This window comes from Winslowiella toletana (assembly GCF_017875465.1).
In the GTDB taxonomy this organism is placed as follows: domain Bacteria; phylum Pseudomonadota; class Gammaproteobacteria; order Enterobacterales; family Enterobacteriaceae; genus Erwinia; species Erwinia toletana.
In genome coordinates, this window is record NZ_JAGGMQ010000001.1 from 4,115,168 (window position 1) to 4,136,211 (window position 21,044).

The following is a 21,044-nucleotide window of genomic DNA, read 5'->3' on the forward strand; positions in this document are numbered from 1 at the left end:
ACGCAAATTACTGCGGGAACCAGCGATCGCTGATTTTCTGGTAAGTACCGTCAGCTTTAATCGCCGTCAGCGCACTGTTCAGTTTCTCCAGCAGCGCTTTATTGTCCGGGCGCACCGCAATCCCTAAACCAGCGCCAAAGTATTGCGCATCGGTGACATGATTGCCGACGGTAGCAAGATTTGGATTGCTTTTCAGCCACTCATTAACCACGGCCGTATCGCCAAATACGCCATCCAGGCGACCATTTTTCAGATCGAGAATCGCATTCTGGTAGCTGTCATAGGCCACCGCTGTGACGTCCGGATGCTTATCCTGCAGGAATTTCTGATGGGTAGTGCCGTTTTCCATCCCCACGCGTTTGCCTTTCAGATCCTCAATGCTGCTGAATTTGCCTTTCTGCGCAATCACCACCGCCGAGTTGGCGTAGTAGGGCTGAGTAAAGGCCACCTGCTTGCTGCGCTCGGGGGTGATATCCATGCCGGAGATCACCGCGTCGTAGCGGCGGAATTTCAGCGCCGGGATCAGGCTGTCAAACGGATTATTGGTAAAGCTACACTCGGCTTGCATCTGCTGACACAGCGCTTTGGCAAGATCGATATCAAAACCGACGATCTGGTTGTTACTATCCAGCGATTCAAACGGTGGATAGGTAGCGGAAGCCGCAAAGCGAATTTTTTCCGCTGCGCTGGCGCTAAAGGCGACACTGGCAAGTAAAGCGGCGAGTAACACTTTTTTCATCGGTCAGGCTCCTGTTCTCATTATCATTTTTCTGCCCTGAGGCGAGCAACAAGATGCCATTAAATGCATTAATATGCAATATTTGTGTATAAATAATGAAAAAGGCGCGATATACGCGCCTTTTCATCAGTTTCTATGCTCGAAAGCTAATGCCCGCCGTTCGATCAACCTCATCATCAGCGTCAGCAAACCATTGACCACCAGATAGATTAAACCGGCGGCGGCAAACACTGTTACATCATAGGTGCGGCCATACAGCAGCTGTCCGTGGCCCATCACTTCCATCAGGGTAATGGTGTAGGCCAGCGAGGTGCTTTTAAATACCAGCACCACCTCATTAGAATAAGAGGAGAGAGCGCGTTTAAAGGCATAGGGCAGCAAAATACGCAGTGTATCTTTGCGATTCATTCCCAGCGCGGCACAGGATTGCCACTGACCGGACGGAATCGCGCGCACCGCGCCATGGAACAACAGCGTGGTGTAAGCGGCGCTGTTTAGCGACAGCGCCAGCAGCGCACACAGCCACGGCTGCGAGAGAAAATGCCATAACCACGGTATCTGCTGGATTGACGGAAACTGTCCCGGACCGTAGTAGATCAGGAAGATCTGTACCAGCAGCGGCGTACCGGTAAATAGCGTGATATAGCCTTTCACCAGCTGGCTGACCAGCGGCACTTTCAGCGCCAGCACCACGGTAAAGATTAACGACAATACCAGCGCCAGAATCAGCGAGGTGACGGTCAGCGTCAGGCTGGTATGCAGGCCTTTGAGTAACTCAGGTAAATACTCAAGCATCAGCTATTTCCCTGTTCAAAGCGCGTGGTGCGCAGCTCAATGCGTTTCAGCACAAACTGACTGAACAGCGTAATCAGCAGATAGATCACTGCCGCCATCATATACCAGGTAAAAGGCTCCTGCGTGCGGGTGGCGATGCTTTTGGTCTGCAACATAATATCGTTGACGCTGATCAGTGATACCAGCGCGGTATCTTTCAGCAGCACCAGCCACTGATTACCCAGCCCCGGCAATGCATGACGCCACATCTGCGGCATAATCAGGCGGAAAAATATCGCCGCCTTTTTCATGCCCAGCGCCTGTCCCGACTCCCACTGTCCCACCGGCACCGCTTTCAGCGCACCGCGCAGGGTTTGCGAGGCATAGGAGGCGTAGAGCAGCGACAGGGCAATCACTCCGCAAAGAAACGGACTGACATCGAAGTTTTCGATTTGCATCTGCACTGGCAGCTGGAACAGACCGAAATTAAGCGTAAAACCGTCCGACAGAGTCAGCAGCAGCTGCGAGGCGCCGAAATAGATAAACAGCACCACCAGAATTTCCGGCAGGCCGCGAAACAGCATCACCAGACCGGTGCCGAGCCAGGCTAACGGACGCCAGCGGGCCGATTCCCACACGGCGAAAACCATCGCCAGAATCAGCCCGACAATTAAAGCACAAACGGCAAGGCCGACGGTCATCGCCGCGGCGCTTGCCAGAGGAGTGAGTTCGCTCATCTAATTACTGCTGAAACCATTTTTCGTAGATCGTTTTGTAAGTACCGTCAGCTTTCACTTTGTCCAGCGCGGCATTAAATTTGCCTTGCAGATCGGTGTTGCCCTGACGCAGCGCAATGCCGAGACCGGTGCCGAAGTAAGCTTTATCGGTAACTTTATCACCGAGTGCCGCGAGGTTTGGATTCTGTTTCAGCCACTCGTTCACCACCGCAGTATCACCAAATACCGCATCGATACGACCATTTTTCAGATCGAGAATCGCATTCTGATAGCTGTCATAAGGCACGGTAGTGACGCCGGTCTGTTTTTCTGACAGGTATTTCTGGTGCGTGGTGCCGTTCTGCACGCCCACACGCTTGCCTTTCAGCGCCGCGGCGTCCGTCACTTTGCCTTTCTGTACGATAAAGGTCGCGGAGTTATCGTAATACGCTTTGGTGAACAGCACCTGCTTTTCACGTTCCGGGGTGATATCCATGCCGGCCATCACCGCGTCAAAACGACGGAATTTCAGGCTGGGGATCAGGCTGTCAAACGCCTGATTGGTAAAGGTACAGTCAGCGTCGATCTCTTTACAGAGCGCATTCGCCAGATCAACATCGAAACCCTGAATTTTGTTGTCAGAATCAACGAACTCAAACGGCGGGTAAGAGGCTTCGGTGGCGAAACGAATTGTCTGCGCAGCGGTCGCGCTCAGGCTTAATCCGGCTAACAGCGCGGCAAGTACCACTTTTTTCATCATTATGTCCTGAATCAGTGCGAAAGATAGTTGGCAAACGCATCGGTTTGCGGCTGTGTAAAGCGGCTGGCATCGCCTTGTTCCACCACATAGCCGTTTTCCATATACACCACCCGGCTGGCGGTCTTACGGGCAACTTCGACTTCGTGGGTGACGATAACCTGAGTGATATTGGTCTGCGCCAGTTCGCGAATAATCGTCACAATCTGGGCAGTGATTTCCGGGTCCAGCGCAGCGGTCGGCTCATCAAACAGCAATACCGCCGGTTCCATCATCAGCGCGCGGGCAATCGCCACGCGCTGCTGCTGGCCACCGGAAAGATGCAGTGGAAAACGATCAACAAACTTAGTCAGACGCAGACGATCGAGCAGCTTATCGGCGCGGGCGCGCGCCTGATCTTTACTCAGACCCAGTACGCGGCAGGGCGCTTCAATCAGATTCTGCATCACGGTCAGATGAGGCCAGAGATTATATTGCTGGAATACCATGCCGACATTCTGGCGCAATTCGCGAATGGCGCTGTCGCCAGGGGTTTTACTGAAGTCGAAGTTATTGCCTGCAATACTCAGGGTGCCGGAACGCGGCATCTCAAGTAAATTCAGCACGCGCAGCAGCGAGCTCTTGCCAGCGCCGCTTGGGCCGAGCAGAACCAGAGTTTCACCTTCAGGACATTCCAGTTGAATATCGAACAGCGCCTGATGGGCGCCGTAAAAGCAGTTAATACCGTTTAGTTGAATACTCATGCGCAAATAGTGAATAGCAATTGATGTCGTGAATCTTAACGTCGACAGCATAGTTATGCAATCTTCGTGCGTTGAAATTTATTTATGATAAGTGATGTTAATAAAGCGTAGCACAAGATAGCGCAATGCAACGCTGAGGCGGGCTGGAAGGGATGATTTTTCGTGGGGGAATGAACCTGACGCGCCGCAGGATCGCGGCGCGCTTAATAATGCATTATTTTTCAAGAATCTGACTCAGACTGCCACCCGCCGGATGCTGCCAGTTAGCGACATAACGCACATCATCCACCGCCCAGCAGCTGCCTTCCTGCACCATCAGCACTTCATCCTGCCACTGCACCGTTTTGTCGCCTTCACGGCTCAGACTGACGCGTAGCGGAATATTGCGCGCATCACGGTTAGGAATAGTGGAGGCATCGGCCACGCTGGCGGAGGTGGGGCCGGCTGGCAGGCTGGAGAACAGATCGCCCGCCGGTTTATCACTTTTCGCATTCGCCTGCAGCAACTTCTGATACAGAGCATCGCTCAGATAAGGGCGGTACTGCGCCAGCTGTTGCGCATTGAGTAATCCCTGCGTGGGTTGCTGGGTTCGCAAGTCATAAAATTTTTGCGCCACCGTATCCGGCCCGCCATCGATGCAGGCGCCGAGGCGACTGCCATTATCTTTATAAACCGGTTCAACCGTGGTGCAGGCGCTCAGCAATAGCGCAGCCGGTAAAAGTACGGCGAAGGCTCTGTTTTTCATTTCTATTTCCTTATTGTTAACTGGCAAGTCATTATTTTTAGCATAAAGTATAGCCACGGTTTTTCACCCTACGGGCCATGAAGCACAAAAGGAGAGTACGATGAAATTTTCCACTACCCCAACGCTGGAAGGACAACCGATTACTGAGTATTGCGGTGTCGTGACCGGTGAGGCGATTCTGGGCGCCAATATTTTCCGCGACTTCTTCGCCGGTATCCGCGATATCGTTGGCGGACGCTCTGGCGCTTATGAGAAAGAGCTGCGCAAGGCGCGCCAGCTGGCTTTTCAGGAGATGGAAGAGCAGGCGCAGGCACTGGGCGCAGATGCTATCGTCGGCATTGATATCGATTATGAAACCGTCGGTAAAGACAGCAGTATGCTGATGGTCAGCGTCAGTGGTACGGCAGTTAAGACCCGCTAATGCGCTACTGGATGCTGCTGATGGTATTGTGGCTTAGCGCCTGTTCGACGCCCGGTATCGAGCAACGCGACGGTTACCAGGTGGATACACGCCATGCGGCGCTGGGCGCGCGTCCACGCATTAAAGTGCTGGTTCTTCACTATACGGCGGAAGATTTCCCCCGTTCGCTGGCAACCCTGACTGACCGCGAGGTCAGCGTCCATTATCTGATCCCGGACCGTCCACCACTGAAACAAGGCGAGCCGCTAATCTGGCAACTGGTGCCGGAATCACAACTGGCGTGGCATGCGGGCATCAGCTTCTGGCGCGGCGCGACGCGTATCAATGACACTTCAATTGGCATTGAACTGGTGAATGCCGGCTGGCAGCGGCATCTTACCGGCCCGGTGTGGACGCCGTTTACTGCGCAACAGATCGCCGTGCTGCAACCGCTGATGCGCGATATTGTGCAGCGCTACCAGATCCCAGCGGAAAATATTGTCGGTCACAGTGATATTGCTCCACAGCGCAAACAGGATCCGGGCCCGCTGTTTCCGTGGGCGATGCTGGCACAGCAGGGTTTAGGCGCCTGGCCTGATGCGGCGCGTGTGCATTTCTGGCTGAATGGCCGCGATGCGCAACAGCCCGTGCCGGTTGATAAGTTGCTGGGACTGCTGGCGCGCTATGGCTATCAGGTGACCGAGGGAATGAGTGAACAGCAGCAGCAGCGAGTGATTGCTGCTTTCCAGATGCATTTCCGTCAGACGGATTATCGTGGCCTGGCGGATGCAGAAACCGAGGCAATTGCGCAAGCGCTGATTGAGAAGTATCCGCGGGATTGATAGCGACGGTGAGGGTGAAAACCATTGATACGGGCGGCGTTCTTGCCGCCCGTGGCATTATCAGCCAGCTAAAAATGCCTTCCAGTGCGCCACCAGTTGCTCCAGCGCATGACGATCAACATCAAGATGCGTGACCAGCCGGGTCACCGGACCAGCACTGATCATAATCCCGCGCGCCAGCAGATAGCTTTGCAGCGGTTGCACCTGCTCCGCAGGCAGTCGCACAAAGACCATATTGGTATCCTGGCGGCGGACATCGACGCCAATGGCGGTTAACTGGCTGGCCAGCCAGCGGGCATTGTCGTGATCCTGCTGCAAACGCGCGACATTATGCTCAAGGGCATAGAGTCCTGCCGCCGCCAGAATTCCGGACTGGCGCATACCGCCGCCGGTCATTTTGCGCCAGCGGCGCGCGCGTTTGATATAAGCGGCATCGCCACACAGCAGTGAGCCTACCGGCGTCCCCAGACCTTTGGAGAGGCAGATAGTCAGGGTATCGCAATAGCGGGCAATCTCTTCCAGCGTGACATTCTGTTCCACCACTGCGTTAAAAATACGCGCGCCATCAATATGCAACGCCAGCTGATGCTGACGGGTAAACTCCCACGCCTGTTGCAGATACGCTAATGGCAGTACTTTGCCATTATGGGTATTTTCCAGGCTCAGTAGTTTGGTACGGGCAAAGTGGGCGTCATCGGGTTTGATGACTGAAGCGACCACATCCAGCGGCAGAGTGCCATCGGCAGCGGCGAGGATTGGCTGTGGCTGGATACTGCCCAGCACCGCCGCGCCGCCTGCTTCATATTTGTAGTTATGCGCCAGCTGTCCGACGATATATTCTTCGCCGCGCTCACAGTGGCTGAGCAACGCCACCAGGTTGGCCTGGGTACCCGTTGGCAGAAACAGCGCGGCCTGTTTGCCGCTCAGTCGTGCGGCTTCGGCTTCCAGCGCATTCACTGTTGGATCATCACCGTAAACATCATCACCGGTTTCTGCAGACATCATCGCAGCCAGCATGGCGGCGCCCGGACGGGTCACCGTATCACTGCGTAAATCGACCACTGTTGCTCTCCTTAATAAAAACGGACGCCGCTGCGTCCGTAACAGATACTCAACAATGTTTTACCGCAGCCAGTTAGTTTTCGCCAGTTCCACCACTTCATCACCGCGACCGCTGATAATCGCGCGCAGCATATACAGGCTAAAGCCTTTGGCCTGCTCCATTTTAATCTGCGGCGGCATTGCCAGCTCTTCACTGGCGGTGATGACATCCACCAGCACCGGTCCGTCGTGGGCAAAGGCTTGTTCCAGCGCGGCATCAACCTCTGAGGCTTTTTCCACCCGGATGCCTTTAACTCCGCAGGCGGCGGCAATCGCGGCAAAGTCAGGGTTTTTCAGCTCAGTGCCGTCGGTAAGATAGCCGCCAGACTTCATCTCCATCGCCACAAATCCCAGCGAGCTGTTATTAAACACCACAATTTTTACCGGCAGTTGCAACTGGGCGATGGTGAGAAAGTCGCCCATCAGCATACTGAATCCGCCATCGCCACACATCGCCACCACCTGACGGTTGCGATCCAGCGACTGTGCGCCGAGCGCCTGCGGCATGGCATTGGCCATCGAGCCATGATTAAAGGAGCCGATCAGGCGGCGCTTGCCATTCATCTTCAGGTAACGCGCCGCCCAGACGGTCGGCGTGCCGACGTCGCAGGTAAAAATGGCGTCGTCACTGGCATGCAGGCTAATTTGTTGCGCCAGATATTGTGGGTGAATCGCCCGTTTATCATTGGCCGTAGCCAGATCGTCCAGCCCTTTACGCGCATCGACATAATGTTCCAGCGCCTTATCAAGGAAATCACGGTCGGGTTTATTTTCCAGCTGTGGCAGCAGGGCGGTAAGCGTGGATTTGATATCACCGACCAGCGCCATATCGACGCGGCTATGGGCGCCGAGGCTGCCGGGATCGATATCAATCTGAATGATTTTGGCTTTCTCCGGATAGAAAGCACGGTACGGGAAGCGGGTGCCGAGCAGCACCAGCGTATCGGCATTCATCATCGCGTGGAAACCGGAGGAGAAACCAATCAGCCCGGTCATGCCTACGCTGTATGGGTTGTCGTACTCAATATGTTCTTTGCCACGCAACGCATGCACCACCGGCGCTTTTAAGGTTTGCGCCAGCTGCACTACCTCGTCATGCGCGTCGGCGCAGCCGTTACCGCACATCAGCGTGATATTACCGGCGCCGTTCAGCGCCGCCGCCAGTTCCGCCAGCTGCTTCGCCGGCGGCAGGACTTTTGCTGGCTGCAATGGATACCAGTCCGCACTGGCGTCTTCCGGTGCGGCCTGCAATGCCACATCGCCAGGCAATACCACTACCGATACGCCCCGGTTAAGGATCGCTTTGCGCATCGCAATCGCCAGCACCTGCGGCAGCTGCTCGGGATTGGATACCAGTTCACAGTAATGGCTGCATTCGCGGAACAGCTCCTGCGGATGCGTCTCCTGGAAATAGCCGCTGCCGATTTCACTGGAGGGAATATGCGCTGCGATTGCCAGTACCGGCACGCGGTTGCGATGACAGTCAAACAGGCCATTTATCAGATGCAGGTTGCCGGGGCCACAGGATCCGGCGCAGACCGCCAGTTCACCGCTGATATGTGCTTCAGCGCCAGCGGCAAAGGCGGCGACCTCTTCATGGCGGGTTGGCATCCATTCAATGGTGCCCATACGGTTCAGGCTGTCGCTCAGGCCATTCAGTGAGTCCCCGGTGACGCCCCAGATGCGTTTAACGCCCGCGCTTTCGAGGGTTTTGGCCACTAATGCCGCTACGGTTTGTTTCATCCCTTATCTCCTGATTATTTGCAATGCTCGAAAAAGCATAGTCGACAGGAGCAAAACGGGACTGGCGTCTGAAAGGGAAAAGTGTGAAGGGATATTGTCGCTGCGGAGCCAGCTGGCCCCGCAACGACGGCGGATTATGACGAGAACAGGGCGATCAGGACCGGTGCCAGCAGGCTAAGTACAAAACCATGCACAATCGCCGCCGGAACGATCTCAATACCGCCACTGCGTTGCAGCACCGGCAGGGTAAAGTCCATTGAAGTGGCGCCGCACAAGCCGAGTGCGGTGCTGCGATGCTGACGGATCAGACCCGGAATCAGCATAATCGCCAGCAGTTCACGCAGCAGGTCGTTAAAGAATGCCGCGCTGCCAATCACCGGCCCAAAGGCTTCCGTCATCAGAATGCCGGAGAGCGAATACCAGCCATAACCTGATGCCATCGCCAGCCCGGTTTTTAGCGGCAGTCCCAGCAGCAGCGCCGCAATCAGGCCACCCAGCAACGCACTCAGCGCCACCACCACCGCCACCATCATGCCACGGCGGTTCAGCACAATCTGGCGCAGGGTCATACCGCTGCCGCGCAGCTGCATGCCGACCAGAAACAGCAGCAGGATCAGCGCGTATTCACTGGCCTGCGAGGCATAGTGCAGCGGCGTCCATTCGCTCAGTCCCAGCACAAAACCAATAATCACTACGCCACACAGCTTCAGTGACTCCAGCGCCATATGCAGACGCGATGGCAGGGTTTGCTGTTTATGCTGATGTGCCCAGGGCGCGCGGCGCTCAAGCAGCCACAAGGCCAGCAGGTTGCAGATGATGATGCAGATGACGCTGACCGCCGCATAATGAAAAATCGCCAGCAGATTACTGCTCAGGTTATCGAGAAACGCGAGGCTGATACCCATAAAAAACAGAATCACATACACCATCCAGCTCAGCAGACGGTTAACCATCCGTAATAACGCGGGGCGCCTGAACGGCAGCAGATAGCCAATAATCAGTGGCAGAAGAATAATCAGTAATCCCGAATACATAGCGCCGGGTCGTCCTTGTCAGATACAAAAGTGGCAACACGCTATCCAAAATAGTTCGCAGAGTAAAGTAATGTTCGGCAGCCAGTCTTGACCTGCTCAGAGGTTGCAGCCATTCTCAAGTAAAAGCGGGGGGAAATGCGTCTATGATTCTGGAAAGCATCGAAATAACGGGATTCCGCGGCCTTAACCGACTGGCGCTGATACTGGAAAATAATAATGTGCTGATTGGTGAAAATGCCTGGGGTAAATCGAGTCTGCTTGATGCCCTGACGCTGTTACTCGCTCCGCAGCCCGGGCTGTATCAGTTTACGGCGAATGATTTTCACTTCCCGCCAGGCAATCTTAATCAGCGTGAGCGTCATCTGCAGATAACCTTCAGCTTTCGCGAAGGTGAGGCTGGCCATCATCAGGCGCCACGCTATCAGGCGCTGAATTCGCTGTGGCAGCAGGGTACAGACGGTTTACAGCATATTGTGTATCGGGTTTCCGGCGAGCTTGATCACCAGCAGCAGGTAACCACCCGCCACCAGTTTCTCGACCATAATCAGCAGCCCATCGCCGACAATCAGCAGCAGGTCCATGCGCTGATTGCGCTGCATCCGGTGCTGCGCCTGCGCGATGCCCGCTTTACCCGTCGCCTGCGCCATGCGACCGATGCCACGCAGAATGCCTCCGATCTCGATGCACTGGCACGACAAATTGATACCCTGACGCGCGATCTGGTATCACGTCCTGAGCATCTCAGTGACCATGCGTTGCGCGAGGGGCTGAAAACCATGCAACAGTTGCTGGAGCACTACTTTAGCGTGCAGTCGCCGGAACAGAGTTCGCCGCGAGGGCGGGTGTCATATCATGCGCGTGAAACCCCGCAGGGCTGGCGTTACCTCAACTACCTTAACCAGCTGATCGCCGATGCCGACAGCCGTAGCCGGCAACTGATCGTGCTGCAGATGTTTGCCTTGCTGGCGCAGGCGCGTGGCGCTTACCGGCTGGATGCTGATGCGCGGCCACTGCTGCTGGTGGAGGATCCGGAAACGCGGCTGCATCCGACGATGCTGGCGGTCGCCTGGGGTTTGCTGGAGCTGCTGCCATTACAGAAAATCACCACCACCAACTCTTCCGAACTGCTGTCGCAGGTGCCGGTGGAGCAGGTCTGTCGCCTGGTGCGCGAACCCACGCGGGTGGCGGCATGGCGTCTGGCGCCGGGGATAATGAGTGCGGAAGACAGCCGGCGCATTGCCTTTCATATCCGTTTCAGCCGTCCGTCGTCACTGTTTGCCCGCTGCTGGTTGCTGGTGGAGGGGGAAACCGAGGTCTGGATCATGAACGAGCTGGCGCGTCAGTGTGGCCACCATTTTGCCGCCGAGGGGGTGAAGGTGATTGAGTTTGCCCAGTCCGGCTTACGTCCGCTGCTGAAATTTGCGCAGCGCATGGGGATTGAGTGGCATGTGCTGACCGACGGTGATGAGGCCGGGAAAAAGTACGCCGCCACCGCGCGCAGCATGTTTGGTGCGCAGCATGAGGTGGAGAGTGATCATCTTACCCAGTTACCCGCACTGGATATGGAGCATTTTCTGTACAGGCAGGGTTTTAATCAGGTCTATCATCGTATCGCACATCTGCCTGACAATGTGCCGATGAATCTGCGCCGGATTATCGCCAAAGCGATTCAGCGCTCGTCGAAACCGGAATTAGCCATTGCCGTGGCGATGGACGCTGCCGAGCGGGGCACCGCTTCGATTCCGCCGATCCTGCGTCAGATGTTTAGTCGCGTGCTGTGGCTGGCACGGGGTCAGGCAGATTAGACGACAGGCTTGAAATGCGTAAAACTGCCCCAACTCTATTCTCAGGGCGTAAATTACGGCAAAAAAATGCCAGCTTCTGTGGCTGGCATTTTTCGGTAGGGTTGTACAGAATGAGTAAGAAAGTGGTCAGGCACTGACTGTTGCCGCCATTTCTACCGGAACGATAAGGCTGGCATGGTTGCCTTTTGGCCCTTCATGCACATCAAACTGGACTTGTTGCCCGGCTTTCAGCGTTCTGTAACCGTCCATCTGAATCGTTGAGTAGTGCGCGAAGATATCGTCGCCGCCACTGACAGGACAGATAAAACCGAAGCCTTTGGCGTTATTGAACCATTTAACAGTACCCGTCTCCATGTTTCTACATCCCTCGCAAGGCATTTTATAGGTGAGGTGATCTGGCTTTCAGGCCAGGCTGTTTAAAACTCAATCAGCTTCTGCCTGTACAATGTAGAGAAAATGGACTTAGCGTCAAGCATATGGCCCTGTGAGACGGGGATCAAATCCTCAAAATTTGAGGCAGTTAACGCTATTGCGAATTTTGTGATGAAGGTCGCGCATAAGGTTATTCGGATAAAATTTCATCCACGCTGGACAAATGGTCGGGCGTGTTAAACTTAAGCGATGGCATGATAATGTTATGCCAGCACGTAACGTACAATGATGACGGGTCACTATGGCACACAATAATGATTGGCTTAACTTTGAACATCTTGCAGAAGATAAGCTGCGGGAGGCGCTCAAGCCGCCTTCTATGTATAAAGTTATCCTCAATAATGACGATTATACGCCTATGGAATTTGTTATTGACGTACTGCAAAAGTTCTTTTCTTATGATGTTGAACGTGCAACGCAACTGATGCTTACGGTTCACTATCGCGGTAAGGCTATCTGCGGCGTTTTTACCGCCGAAGTGGCTGAGACGAAAGTCGCTCATGTGAACCAGTACGCGAAAGAAAACGAGCATCCGTTGCTATGTACGCTGGAAAAGGCGTGATCGGTTTTCCGCTCTATTCGGGAGTGGTCCGTCAGGCCGTAATTGGGGGAGGTGCCTAATGCTCAATCAAGAACTGGAACTCAGTTTAAATATGGCTTTCGCCAGAGCGCGCGAGCACCGTCATGAGTTTATGACCGTCGAGCATCTGTTGCTGGCTTTGCTCAGCAACCCGTCGGCCAGAGAGGCATTGGAAGCCTGCACGGTAGATATTGTTGCCCTGCGTCTTGAACTCGAAGCCTTCATCGAACAGACCACTCCGGTGCTGCCAGCCAGTGAAGAGGAGCGTGACACACAACCCACGCTCAGCTTCCAGCGCGTATTGCAGCGCGCGGTATTCCATGTTCAGTCATCGGGACGCAGTGAAGTCTCGGGCGCGAACGTGCTGGTGGCGATTTTCAGCGAACAGGAATCGCAGGCGGCTTATCTGTTGCGTAAGCACGAAGTGAGTCGTCTGGATGTGGTGAACTTTATCTCCCACGGTACGCGTAAAGATGAGCCGGGCCAGGCGCCAGGTTCAGAAAATCCGGTAAACGAAGAGCAAGCAGGCGGGGAGGAACGTATGGAAAACTTCACCACCAATCTTAATCAGCTTGCTCGCGTAGGCGGCATCGACCCGCTGATTGGGCGCGATAAAGAGCTGGAACGTGCTATTCAGGTATTGTGCCGCCGCCGTAAGAATAACCCGCTGCTGGTGGGGGAATCCGGCGTCGGTAAAACCGCGATTGCTGAAGGTCTTGCCTGGCGTATCGTGCAGGGCGACGTGCCGGAAGTGATCAAAGATTGCACCATCTACTCGCTGGATATCGGTTCACTGCTGGCCGGCACCAAGTATCGCGGCGACTTTGAAAAACGCTTTAAAGCGCTGCTGAAGCAGCTGGAGCAGGATACCAGCAGCATTCTGTTTATCGATGAAATCCACACCATTATCGGTGCGGGCGCGGCTTCAGGTGGCCAGGTGGACGCGGCAAATCTGATCAAACCGCTGCTTTCTTCCGGCAAAATTCGCGTAATGGGTTCCACTACTTATCAGGAATTCAGCAACATCTTTGAGAAAGATCGTGCGCTGGCGCGCCGTTTCCAGAAAATCGACATTACCGAGCCGTCAATTGACGAAACGGTGCAGATTATCAACGGCCTGAAGCCGAAGTACGAAGCGCATCACGATGTGCGTTATACCGCAAAAGCGGTGCGTGCGGCGGTGGAGCTGGCGGTGAAATATATTAATGACCGTCATCTGCCGGATAAAGCGATTGATGTTATCGATGAAGCAGGCGCGCGCAGCCGACTGATGCCAGTCAGCAAGCGTAAGAAAACCGTCAACGTGTCGGATATCGAGACTGTGGTGGCGCGTATTGCGCGTATTCCTGAGAAGAGTGTTTCAGCTACCGACCGTGATACGCTGAAAACCCTTGGCGACCGTCTGAAAATGCTGGTATTCGGTCAGGACAACGCCATCGAAGCCTTAACCGAAGCGATTAAAATGAGTCGCGCCGGTCTGGGTCAGGATCGCAAACCTGTTGGTTCGTTCCTGTTTGCTGGTCCAACCGGTGTCGGTAAAACCGAAGTCACCGTGCAGCTGGCCAAAGCACTGGGTATCGAACTGCTGCGTTTCGATATGTCCGAGTATATGGAGCGTCACACCGTGAGCCGTTTAATCGGTGCGCCTCCAGGCTATGTTGGCTTCGATCAGGGCGGTCTGTTAACCGATGCGGTTATTAAACATCCGCACGCAGTGCTGCTGCTGGATGAGATTGAGAAAGCGCATCCGGACGTGTTTAACCTGCTGTTGCAGGTGATGGATAACGGCATGCTGACCGATAACAACGGCCGTAAAGCGGACTTCCGCAATGTGATCGTGGTGATGACGACCAACGCCGGGGTGCGTGAAACCGAGCGTAAATCTATCGGCCTGATCCATCAGGATAACAGCACCGATGCGATGGAAGAGATCAAGAAAATGTTCTCGCCGGAATTCCGCAACCGTCTCGACAATATTATCTGGTTCAAACATCTGTCGGCAGAGGTTATTCATCAGGTAGTCGACAAGTTTATTGTTGAGCTGCAGGCGCAGCTGGATCCGAAAGGCGTGTCGCTGGAAGTCAGTGACGATGCACGCGCATGGCTGGCGGAGAAAGGCTACGACAAAGCCATGGGCGCGCGTCCGATGGCGCGTACCGTGCAGGAGAGCCTGAAGAAACCACTGGCTAACGAGCTGCTGTTTGGTTCGCTGGTGGATGGTGGCTCAGTGTCTGTCGCGCTGGATAAAGAGAATAACCAGCTCACTTATGAGTTTGTCAGCGCCGAGAAGCGTAAGACGGAAGGGGCGGCGCATTAATTAGCCGGGGCGGCGTTTTCGTCGCCTGTACCGCCCAAACAATAAAGGCCGGATAATTAAATTATCCGGCCTTTTTTTATGCGTGTCGCTGGCTTAACGCGGCAACACGGGGTGGGGCAAATCAGCGACTACGGAAGACAATGCGGCCTTTGCTCAGGTCGTACGGGGTCAGCTCTACAGTGACTTTGTCGCCCGTCAGGATGCGGATATAGTTTTTGCGCATTTTACCGGAGATATGTGCGGTGACCACGTGCCCGTTTTCCAATTCAACGCGGAACATGGTGTTAGGTAGCGTATCCAGTACGGTACCCTGCATTTCAATATTGTCTTCTTTGGCCATCGAATCCTCTGGGTATGACTACCTTTATTTTAACCGGCAAGATAATGCCGAATTTCAGGTATTATGTAAACAATTGTCGGTGATATCACCAGCACTTACCGCTCTGTACGCACATGACGCAGCGAGCAGCAGGTGAATAATTTTGGGTGTGATGACGTCAGCGGGGGAATAGCGGGCTAAGAATCTGTTTTAAGTCTGCATCAGTCGCACAATTAAAACAGTTCTGAAACGGTGCGTTAAGATTCCCAGCCTGGTAATTCCGGCTCACTGTTAGTGCAGCGAACAGCGGACGACATACCAAACGCGCATATTATAGCACTGTTATAAGAAAATGCGTGGAAAACCTCGTTTTCAGCCATTAAAAAAGCCGCTGACCCTGCCAGCACTGCTCGCTAACCGGCTGTTGCGACAGCGTATGCAGCCACGCCAGCCATGAAATGCGCGGGACCTCTTCGGCGCCCAACGAGGCGGTATGGGGATTTAACACCTGACAGTCGATCAGCTTGCCGCCATGCTGATGAAAGTGCTGACTGAAGACCAGCAGCGCGGTTTTGGAGGCATTTTCGCTGCGGCTGAACATTGACTCACCGCAGAATATCTGGCCCAGCGCCATACCGTACATGCCGCCAACCAGTTCATCTTCGCGCCACACTTCAACCGACTGCGCATGACCCATCTCAAACAGCTTCAGCCAGGCACGTTTTACTTCCGGCGTAATCCAGGTGCCTTCCTCGCGTTCGCTGGCGCAGCCTTCAATCACCGCATAAAACGCCTGATTCAGCGTAACGCGATAGGGTGAGTGGCGATGAAAACGTTTCATACTGCGGCTGAGGTGAAACTGCTCCGGCAGTAATACTGCACGTGGATCCGGCGACCACCAGAGAATCGGATCGCCCGGCGAAAACCACGGAAAGATGCCGCGATGATACGCGTTGAGCAGGCGCGCAGGGCTGAGATCGCCGCCCATCGCCAGCAGGCCATTCGGCTCGCGCAGCGCCATTTCCGGCGGCGGGAAATTCAGTGATTCGCGTGAGAGTTGGATCAGTCTCATGGTCTGTTGGATTCTCACTGGGCTACAAAGCTAAGACTATAGCGCAAAGCGTTGCTGAAAATGCCAGTATCGACCGCGTTTTGAGATTAATTCGGGATGATTTCCCTGCTCAATCATCTGCCCCTGATCCATCACACAGATGCGGTCGAGCTGTTCCAGTCCCTGCAGGCGATGGGTCACCATAATCATGGTTTTGTCGCGGCTCACCTGCCACAACAGTGCGAGGATCTGACGTTCGGTTTCCGCATCCAGCCCTTCGGTCGGTTCATCCAGTAACAGCAGATCGCCATCGTGCAGCAGCGCGCGGGCAATACCGAGACGGCGCAATTCACCACCCGACAGCTGGCGGCCTCCTTCACCCAGCCAGGCATTCAGCCCTTCTTCATGCTCCAGCAGTTTGCCGAGTCCAACCTGCAATAATACCGCGCGCAACGCGTCATCATCGCGCTGCGGCGAGGCCAGCAGCAGATTATCACGCAGCGTCTGGCTGAACAGATGCACACGTTGACTGACCACGCTGGTAGTGGCGCGCAGCGAGGCTTCATCCCAGTCGTTCAGTGCGCGGCCATTCAGCTGAATAGCGCCGCTCTGGGGATCCCAGGCGCGGGTCAGTAACTGTAGCAGCGTCGATTTACCGCAACCGGTGCGCCCCAGCAGGGCAATTTTTTCGCCGCGCTTCACCGTCAGTGACAGCGCATTGATCGCCGGACGACTGCTCTGCGGATAACTGAAACTGACATCGCGCAGTTCGAGGGCGGCGCCTGCGCCAGCCTCGATCGGCTGGGTATTAAACTGAACCGCAGCAGGCTGTTCGATAATCTGATTAACGCGCAGCGCCGAAGCGACAACCTGGCCCAGATGCTGAAAAGCACCAGCAACCGGTGCCAGTGCTTCGAAAGCGGCGAGGGCGCAGAAGACAAACAGTGCGATCAGCGCGCCGGGCTGGGCCATCTCACCGACGCCTGCGGCGCTCAGCCACAGCAGCAGGGTGACGGTAGCACCGCTGATCAGCAGCATCAGTGCCTGTGACAGCCCGCTCAGGCTCGCCTGACGACGTTGCGCCTGCTGCCATTGTTGTTCGGTATGATCCAGTCGCGCGCGGAACGCCGCAGCGGCGCCATAAATTTTCAGCTCGGCGCTACCCTGCAGCCAGCTGGTCAGCTGCTGACGGTAGTCGCCGCGTAACCGGGTAATCGCTTCGCCGGCCGGACGACCGGCGCGATAGAACAGCGGCGGCAACAGCAGCAGTGTCAACAGCATAATCAGCCCGAGGGTCAGGGCAAGCTGCATATCGACAAAACTCAGAGCAAAGGTCACCACCAGGATCACCATCAGAGCGCCGACCAGCGGGGAAATCACCCGCAGGTAGAGATGATCAAGCGTGTCGACATCGGCTACCAGGCGGTTAAGCAATTCACCCTGACGAAAACGGGCGATACCGGCAGGTGAGAGCGGCAGCAGCTTACTGAAGGTAAATACCCGCAGATGTTGCAGCACGCGGAAAGTACCGTCGTGACTCACCAGGCGCTCAAAGTAGCGCGCAGCGGTGCGTGAGATGGCTGCACCACGGACACCGGCGGCGGGCAGCATATAGTTAAAACTGTACAGACCCGCAAAGCCCGCCAGCGACGAGGCGGCTAAAAACCAGCCGGACAGAGTCAGCAGGCCAATGCTGGCCAGCAGCGTAATAATTGCCAGGATTACACCCAGCGTCAGCAGCAGAAAATGACGGCGGTAAAGTTTCAGAAACGGCAGAAGTGCTCTCATTATGCAATCTCTCCCTGGCGCTGCGCTAACAGCCCGGCAAAAGGACCTGCCTGCGACAGCAGTTCGGCATGACTGCCTTGCTGGATCAGCTGACCATCGCGCATCACCCAGATTTCATCCCACTGCGCCAGCTGGTTTAACTGGTGAGTGACCAGCAACGTGGTTTGCTGACGCGAAGCCTGTTCCAGCGCGCGCATCACATGCTGTTCGCTGTCACTGTCAAGGCTGGCCGCCGGTTCATCCAGCAGCAGCAGTCTGGACGGTTTCAGCAGCGCGCGCGCCACCGCAATACGCTGCGCCTGGCCGACCGACAGACGTGCGGCCTGGTCGCCCAGCTCGGTGTCCAGTCCCTGCGGCAGTCGGGCTAAAAACTCATTTACCCCCGCCCGTTGCAGGACATCATTCAGTTGCGATTCCCCGGCATGGCTATCTGACAGCAGATTCTCACGAATCGTGTTAGCCGGTAGCTGCGGATGCTGCCCGACCCACGCCAGCTGCTGTTGCCAGCTTTCGGCTTGCAGCTCGCGCATTTCAATACCATTTACCGTCAGCGACCCCTGGTAAGGCAGAAAACCGGAGAGCAGATTCAGTAACGAGCTTTTACCGGCACCGCTCTGTCCTACCAGCGCCACCCGCTGTCCCGGTTGCAGAGTAAACGACAGCGGCCCGGCCAGTACCGTGCCGTCAGGCGCAGTAATCACCAGCTTATCGGCTACCAGCGTCAGCGGCGCATTGCTGTCCAGCAGGCGATCGCCCTGCGCGTGGGTGAATTCATCGCTGTGGCTGAGAAAGGTATGCAGCGCATCGGCCGCGCCAACCGCCTGCGCTTTGGCATGGTAGAAAGCGCCGAGGTCGCGTAGCGGCTGGAAGAACTCCGGCGCCAGAATCAGCACCAGAAAACCGGCGAACAGGGTCACGCCTGCACCGTAATGGCCAAAATTCAGTTCGCCTAAATAGGAGAAACCGAAGTAAACCGCCACGATGGCAATCGACAGCGAGGCAAAGAACTCCAGCACTGCTGAGGAGAGAAACGCCATGCGCAGTACTTCCATGGTGCGACGACGAAAACTCTCCGAGGCGACGCGGATATTTTCGGTTTCCGCGCTGGCGCGATGGAACAGGCGCAAAGTTTCCATCCCACGCAGACGGTCAAGGAAATGGCCGCTCAGACGCGAAAGGGCAAGAAAGTTACGGCGGTTGGCATCGGCGGCGCCCATACCGACCAGCGCCATAAACAGCGGGATCAGCGGCGCAGTGGCCAGCAGGATCACGCCCGCCGCCCAGTTAATCGGGAAAATGGCGATCAGAATAAAACAGGGGATCAGCACCGCCAGCGACATCTGCGGCAGATAGCGTGCATAGTAATCCTGCATATCCTCAATCTGTTCCAGCAGCAGGGTGGCCCAGCTGCCTGCGGGTTTACCCTGAATCCACGCCGGACCCAGTGCATCAAGGCGGTCCAGTACTGTTTTACGCAGCGTATGGCGAATCGCCTGGCCGCAATAAAAACCGACGCGTTCACGCAGCCAGCTAATCAGCGCGCGGGCGACAAAACAGCCCAGCAGCAGCAGAAAATCGGCGATCAGCGCGTTGCGCGGCAGTTGCAGGGCAATCAGATCATGTAGCAGCGAAGCCAGCAGCCAGGCTTGCGCAATAATCAGCAGGGCGCTGGCGAGACCGAGCAGAAAAGAGAGACGTAACCAACGGCGCGCATGCACGCTCTGTTGCTTCAGCCATTGGGTAAGTTGTTGTTGACGTGTCTTGTTCATCAGTTGCCGTTCTTGCAGAAAAACGAAACTGGCAGCCGTCTGGCAGCGCCATATGGATGACCCAACGAGAAGTCGCTGGCAATGTTACATGGCAGAGGCAAAAAAGGCGACTGATGAGCAGTCGCCTTAAGAAGATTCGATCAGCTTTTTAACAACTTACTTATCGTTTTTAACCAGACCGTCGAGATAACGTTCTGCGTCCAGCGCCGCCATACAGCCGGTGCCGGCAGAGGTGATCGCCTGGCGATAAATATGATCCATCACATCACCAGCAGCAAACACACCCGGGATACTGGTCTGGGTCGCGTTGCCATGAATACCGGACTGCACTTTGATGTAGCCGTTTTCCAGCTCCAGCTGGCCATTGAAGATGCCGGTATTTGGGCTGTGGCCGATGGCGACAAACAGACCAGCGACATCCAGTTGTTCAATCTGCTGGCTACCGGAGACCGCGCGCAGGCGTACACCGGTGACGCCCATCTGATCGCCAACCACTTCTTCCAGCGTGCGGTCGGTATGCAGCACGATATTACCGTTGCGCACCTTTTCCATCAGCCGGTCGATCAGGATCTTTTCAGCGCGGAAGCTGTCACGACGGTGGATCAGATGCACTTCAGCGGCGATATTCGCCAGGTAAAGCGCCTCTTCCACGGCGGTATTACCGCCACCGATGACCGCGACTTTCTGCTGACGATAGAAAAAACCATCGCAGGTGGCGCAGGCAGAGACACCTTTGCCTTTAAACGCTTCTTCTGACTCCAGACCGAGATAACGTGCTGAAGCGCCGGTGGCGATAATCAGCGCATCGGCGGTGTACTCATCGCTGTCACCGACCAGACGGAACGGACGTGTCTGCAAATCCACCGTATGGATATGGTCAAAAATAATTTCGGTATTGAACTTCACCGCGTGCTCATGCATACGTTCCATCAGCAACGGACCGGTTAACTCGCTGGGATCGCCGGGCCAGTTTTCAACGTCAGTGGTGGTGGTCAGCTGACCGCCTTTTTCCAGACCGGTAATCAGCACCGGATTCAGGTTAGCGCGCGCTGCATATACCGCCGCGGTATAACCTGCCGGACCAGAGCCCAGAATTAATAATTTACTGTGTTTGGCCGTGCTCATGAGACCCTCATTTGTTAACTGGCAAACATGAGCTGGGATTGTAGGGAATTTAACGCCGCAAAAAAAGCGTTCTGCAATTTTGTTAGCAATCGGTGCAAGAGATTTTATCGATGGATCGCCGTTGCGCTGCTTTTTTCCGCAAAATAACCGCTAATGGGTGGTGATCAAAGCAAAAAAAACCGGTAAAAAACAGTAACGCAGCGGGCCTTTTGGCATGTTGTACTGATTTTGTGTGTTTTACTTTGACAATCAGCTGTGCTTTTG

General features: G+C 55.3%; 20 protein-coding genes. 5 read left to right on the forward strand and 15 right to left on the reverse strand.

The window, feature by feature from the left end:
- Nucleotides 1-7: 7 nt before the first annotated feature.
- The 6 genes from J2125_RS19205 to J2125_RS19230 form a co-directional block, all read right to left on the reverse strand.
- Nucleotides 8-739, reverse strand: coding sequence for an arginine ABC transporter substrate-binding protein (locus tag J2125_RS19205; RefSeq protein ID WP_017802429.1), 732 nt, complete (start codon nt 737-739; stop codon nt 8-10).
- Between the two features lie 126 nt (nt 740-865).
- Nucleotides 866-1,534 (reverse strand): arginine ABC transporter permease ArtM, encoded by a 669-nt coding sequence (gene artM / locus J2125_RS19210; protein WP_017802430.1) that lies wholly within the window; start codon nt 1,532-1,534, stop codon nt 866-868.
- On the reverse strand, nt 1,534-2,250 hold the full coding sequence (gene artQ / locus J2125_RS19215; protein WP_017802431.1) for an arginine ABC transporter permease ArtQ: 717 nt from the start codon (nt 2,248-2,250) through the stop codon (nt 1,534-1,536). Before artQ ends, artM begins: the two co-directional genes overlap by 1 nt.
- A gap of 4 nt (nt 2,251-2,254) precedes the next feature.
- Nucleotides 2,255-2,986, reverse strand: a complete 732-nt coding sequence (gene artJ / locus J2125_RS19220; RefSeq protein ID WP_017802432.1) for an arginine ABC transporter substrate-binding protein — start codon at nt 2,984-2,986, stop codon at nt 2,255-2,257.
- A 14-nt stretch (nt 2,987-3,000) separates the two neighbouring features.
- Nucleotides 3,001-3,729, reverse strand: coding sequence for an arginine ABC transporter ATP-binding protein ArtP (gene artP / locus J2125_RS19225; RefSeq protein WP_017802433.1), 729 nt, complete (start codon nt 3,727-3,729; stop codon nt 3,001-3,003).
- Between the two features lie 214 nt (nt 3,730-3,943).
- Nucleotides 3,944-4,474, reverse strand: coding sequence for a lipoprotein (locus tag J2125_RS19230; RefSeq protein ID WP_017802434.1), 531 nt, complete (start codon nt 4,472-4,474; stop codon nt 3,944-3,946).
- A gap of 100 nt (nt 4,475-4,574) precedes the next feature.
- Between J2125_RS19230 and J2125_RS19235 the strand changes: the two genes are divergently transcribed.
- The gene (locus J2125_RS19235; protein ID WP_017802435.1) at nt 4,575-4,895 is read left to right on the forward strand and encodes a heavy metal-binding domain-containing protein; all 321 of its coding nucleotides are present in this window, start codon (nt 4,575-4,577) and stop codon (nt 4,893-4,895) included.
- A complete protein-coding gene (locus tag J2125_RS19240) occupies nt 4,895-5,716 on the forward strand; it encodes an N-acetylmuramoyl-L-alanine amidase (RefSeq protein WP_017802436.1) in 822 nt (273 codons plus the stop codon). The genes J2125_RS19235 and J2125_RS19240 overlap by 1 nt, the downstream gene beginning before the upstream one ends.
- Nucleotides 5,717-5,776: 60 nt before the next feature.
- Here J2125_RS19240 and ltaE read toward each other — a convergent pair whose 3' ends face one another.
- The 3 genes from ltaE to J2125_RS19255 all read right to left on the reverse strand — a co-directional run bounded on the left by ltaE (nt 5,777) and on the right by J2125_RS19255 (nt 9,594).
- Entirely contained in the window at nt 5,777-6,778 is a 1,002-nt protein-coding gene (gene ltaE / locus J2125_RS19245) for a low-specificity L-threonine aldolase (RefSeq protein WP_017802437.1), read from the reverse strand.
- 60 nt (nt 6,779-6,838) lie between these two features.
- Nucleotides 6,839-8,560, reverse strand: coding sequence for a ubiquinone-dependent pyruvate dehydrogenase (gene poxB / locus J2125_RS19250; RefSeq protein ID WP_017802438.1), 1,722 nt, complete (start codon nt 8,558-8,560; stop codon nt 6,839-6,841).
- 134 nt (nt 8,561-8,694) lie between these two features.
- Nucleotides 8,695-9,594, reverse strand: coding sequence for a LysO family transporter (locus J2125_RS19255; protein ID WP_017802439.1), 900 nt, complete (start codon nt 9,592-9,594; stop codon nt 8,695-8,697).
- A gap of 143 nt (nt 9,595-9,737) precedes the next feature.
- Here J2125_RS19255 and J2125_RS19260 point away from each other — a divergent pair, with 143 nt between their 5' ends.
- Nucleotides 9,738-11,399: an ATP-dependent nuclease gene (locus J2125_RS19260; RefSeq protein WP_017802440.1), complete on the forward strand. Its 1,662-nt coding sequence runs from the start codon at nt 9,738-9,740 to the stop codon at nt 11,397-11,399.
- Nucleotides 11,400-11,525: 126 nt separating this feature from the next.
- On the opposite strand, the gene cspD is transcribed toward J2125_RS19260, so the two are convergent.
- Nucleotides 11,526-11,753, reverse strand: a complete 228-nt coding sequence (cspD, locus tag J2125_RS19265) for a cold shock-like protein CspD (RefSeq protein WP_017802441.1) — start codon at nt 11,751-11,753, stop codon at nt 11,526-11,528.
- Nucleotides 11,754-12,072: 319 nt separating this feature from the next.
- Here cspD and clpS point away from each other — a divergent pair, with 319 nt between their 5' ends.
- Nucleotides 12,073-12,393, forward strand: a complete 321-nt coding sequence (gene clpS, locus J2125_RS19270) for an ATP-dependent Clp protease adapter ClpS (RefSeq protein ID WP_017802442.1) — start codon at nt 12,073-12,075, stop codon at nt 12,391-12,393.
- A 58-nt stretch (nt 12,394-12,451) separates the two neighbouring features.
- Nucleotides 12,452-14,728, forward strand: a complete 2,277-nt coding sequence (gene clpA / locus J2125_RS19275) for an ATP-dependent Clp protease ATP-binding subunit ClpA (protein WP_017802443.1) — start codon at nt 12,452-12,454, stop codon at nt 14,726-14,728.
- A gap of 121 nt (nt 14,729-14,849) precedes the next feature.
- Here clpA and infA read toward each other — a convergent pair whose 3' ends face one another.
- From infA to trxB, 5 genes are all read right to left on the reverse strand, one after another.
- On the reverse strand, nt 14,850-15,068 hold the full coding sequence (gene infA / locus J2125_RS19280; protein WP_002211347.1) for a translation initiation factor IF-1: 219 nt from the start codon (nt 15,066-15,068) through the stop codon (nt 14,850-14,852).
- A 358-nt stretch (nt 15,069-15,426) separates the two neighbouring features.
- Entirely contained in the window at nt 15,427-16,119 is a 693-nt protein-coding gene (gene aat, locus J2125_RS19285) for a leucyl/phenylalanyl-tRNA--protein transferase (RefSeq protein ID WP_017802444.1), read from the reverse strand.
- A gap of 36 nt (nt 16,120-16,155) precedes the next feature.
- Complete coding sequence (gene cydC / locus J2125_RS19290; protein WP_017802445.1) at nt 16,156-17,886, reverse strand: heme ABC transporter ATP-binding protein/permease CydC; 1,731 nt, start codon at nt 17,884-17,886, stop codon at nt 16,156-16,158.
- On the reverse strand, nt 17,886-19,655 hold the full coding sequence (gene cydD / locus J2125_RS19295) for a heme ABC transporter permease/ATP-binding protein CydD (RefSeq protein ID WP_026111885.1): 1,770 nt from the start codon (nt 19,653-19,655) through the stop codon (nt 17,886-17,888). The genes cydC and cydD overlap by 1 nt, the downstream gene beginning before the upstream one ends.
- Nucleotides 19,656-19,811: 156 nt before the next feature.
- On the reverse strand, nt 19,812-20,780 hold the full coding sequence (trxB, locus tag J2125_RS19300) for a thioredoxin-disulfide reductase (protein ID WP_017802447.1): 969 nt from the start codon (nt 20,778-20,780) through the stop codon (nt 19,812-19,814).
- Nucleotides 20,781-21,044: the final 264 nt, after the last annotated feature.

Coding starts and splice junctions, on each gene's coding strand:
- J2125_RS19205 (WP_017802429.1), bottom strand. CDS start 739: ATGAAAAAAGTGTTACTCGCCGCTTTACTTGCCAGTGTCGCCTTTAGC.
- artM (WP_017802430.1), bottom strand. CDS start 1,534: ATGCTTGAGTATTTACCTGAGTTACTCAAAGGCCTGCATACCAGCCTG.
- artQ (WP_017802431.1), bottom strand. CDS start 2,250: ATGAGCGAACTCACTCCTCTGGCAAGCGCCGCGGCGATGACCGTCGGC.
- artJ (WP_017802432.1), bottom strand. CDS start 2,986: ATGAAAAAAGTGGTACTTGCCGCGCTGTTAGCCGGATTAAGCCTGAGC.
- artP (WP_017802433.1), bottom strand. CDS start 3,729: ATGAGTATTCAACTAAACGGTATTAACTGCTTTTACGGCGCCCATCAG.
- J2125_RS19230 (WP_017802434.1), bottom strand. CDS start 4,474: ATGAAAAACAGAGCCTTCGCCGTACTTTTACCGGCTGCGCTATTGCTG.
- J2125_RS19235 (WP_017802435.1), top strand. CDS start 4,575: ATGAAATTTTCCACTACCCCAACGCTGGAAGGACAACCGATTACTGAG.
- J2125_RS19240 (WP_017802436.1), top strand. CDS start 4,895: ATGCGCTACTGGATGCTGCTGATGGTATTGTGGCTTAGCGCCTGTTCG.
- poxB (WP_017802438.1), bottom strand. CDS start 8,560: ATGAAACAAACCGTAGCGGCATTAGTGGCCAAAACCCTCGAAAGCGCG.
- J2125_RS19255 (WP_017802439.1), bottom strand. CDS start 9,594: ATGTATTCGGGATTACTGATTATTCTTCTGCCACTGATTATTGGCTAT.
- J2125_RS19260 (WP_017802440.1), top strand. CDS start 9,738: ATGATTCTGGAAAGCATCGAAATAACGGGATTCCGCGGCCTTAACCGA.
- cspD (WP_017802441.1), bottom strand. CDS start 11,753: ATGGAGACGGGTACTGTTAAATGGTTCAATAACGCCAAAGGCTTCGGT.
- clpS (WP_017802442.1), top strand. CDS start 12,073: ATGGCACACAATAATGATTGGCTTAACTTTGAACATCTTGCAGAAGAT.
- clpA (WP_017802443.1), top strand. CDS start 12,452: ATGCTCAATCAAGAACTGGAACTCAGTTTAAATATGGCTTTCGCCAGA.
- infA (WP_002211347.1), bottom strand. CDS start 15,068: ATGGCCAAAGAAGACAATATTGAAATGCAGGGTACCGTACTGGATACG.
- aat (WP_017802444.1), bottom strand. CDS start 16,119: ATGAGACTGATCCAACTCTCACGCGAATCACTGAATTTCCCGCCGCCG.
- cydC (WP_017802445.1), bottom strand. CDS start 17,886: ATGAGAGCACTTCTGCCGTTTCTGAAACTTTACCGCCGTCATTTTCTG.
- cydD (WP_026111885.1), bottom strand. CDS start 19,655: ATGAACAAGACACGTCAACAACAACTTACCCAATGGCTGAAGCAACAG.
- trxB (WP_017802447.1), bottom strand. CDS start 20,780: ATGAGCACGGCCAAACACAGTAAATTATTAATTCTGGGCTCTGGTCCG.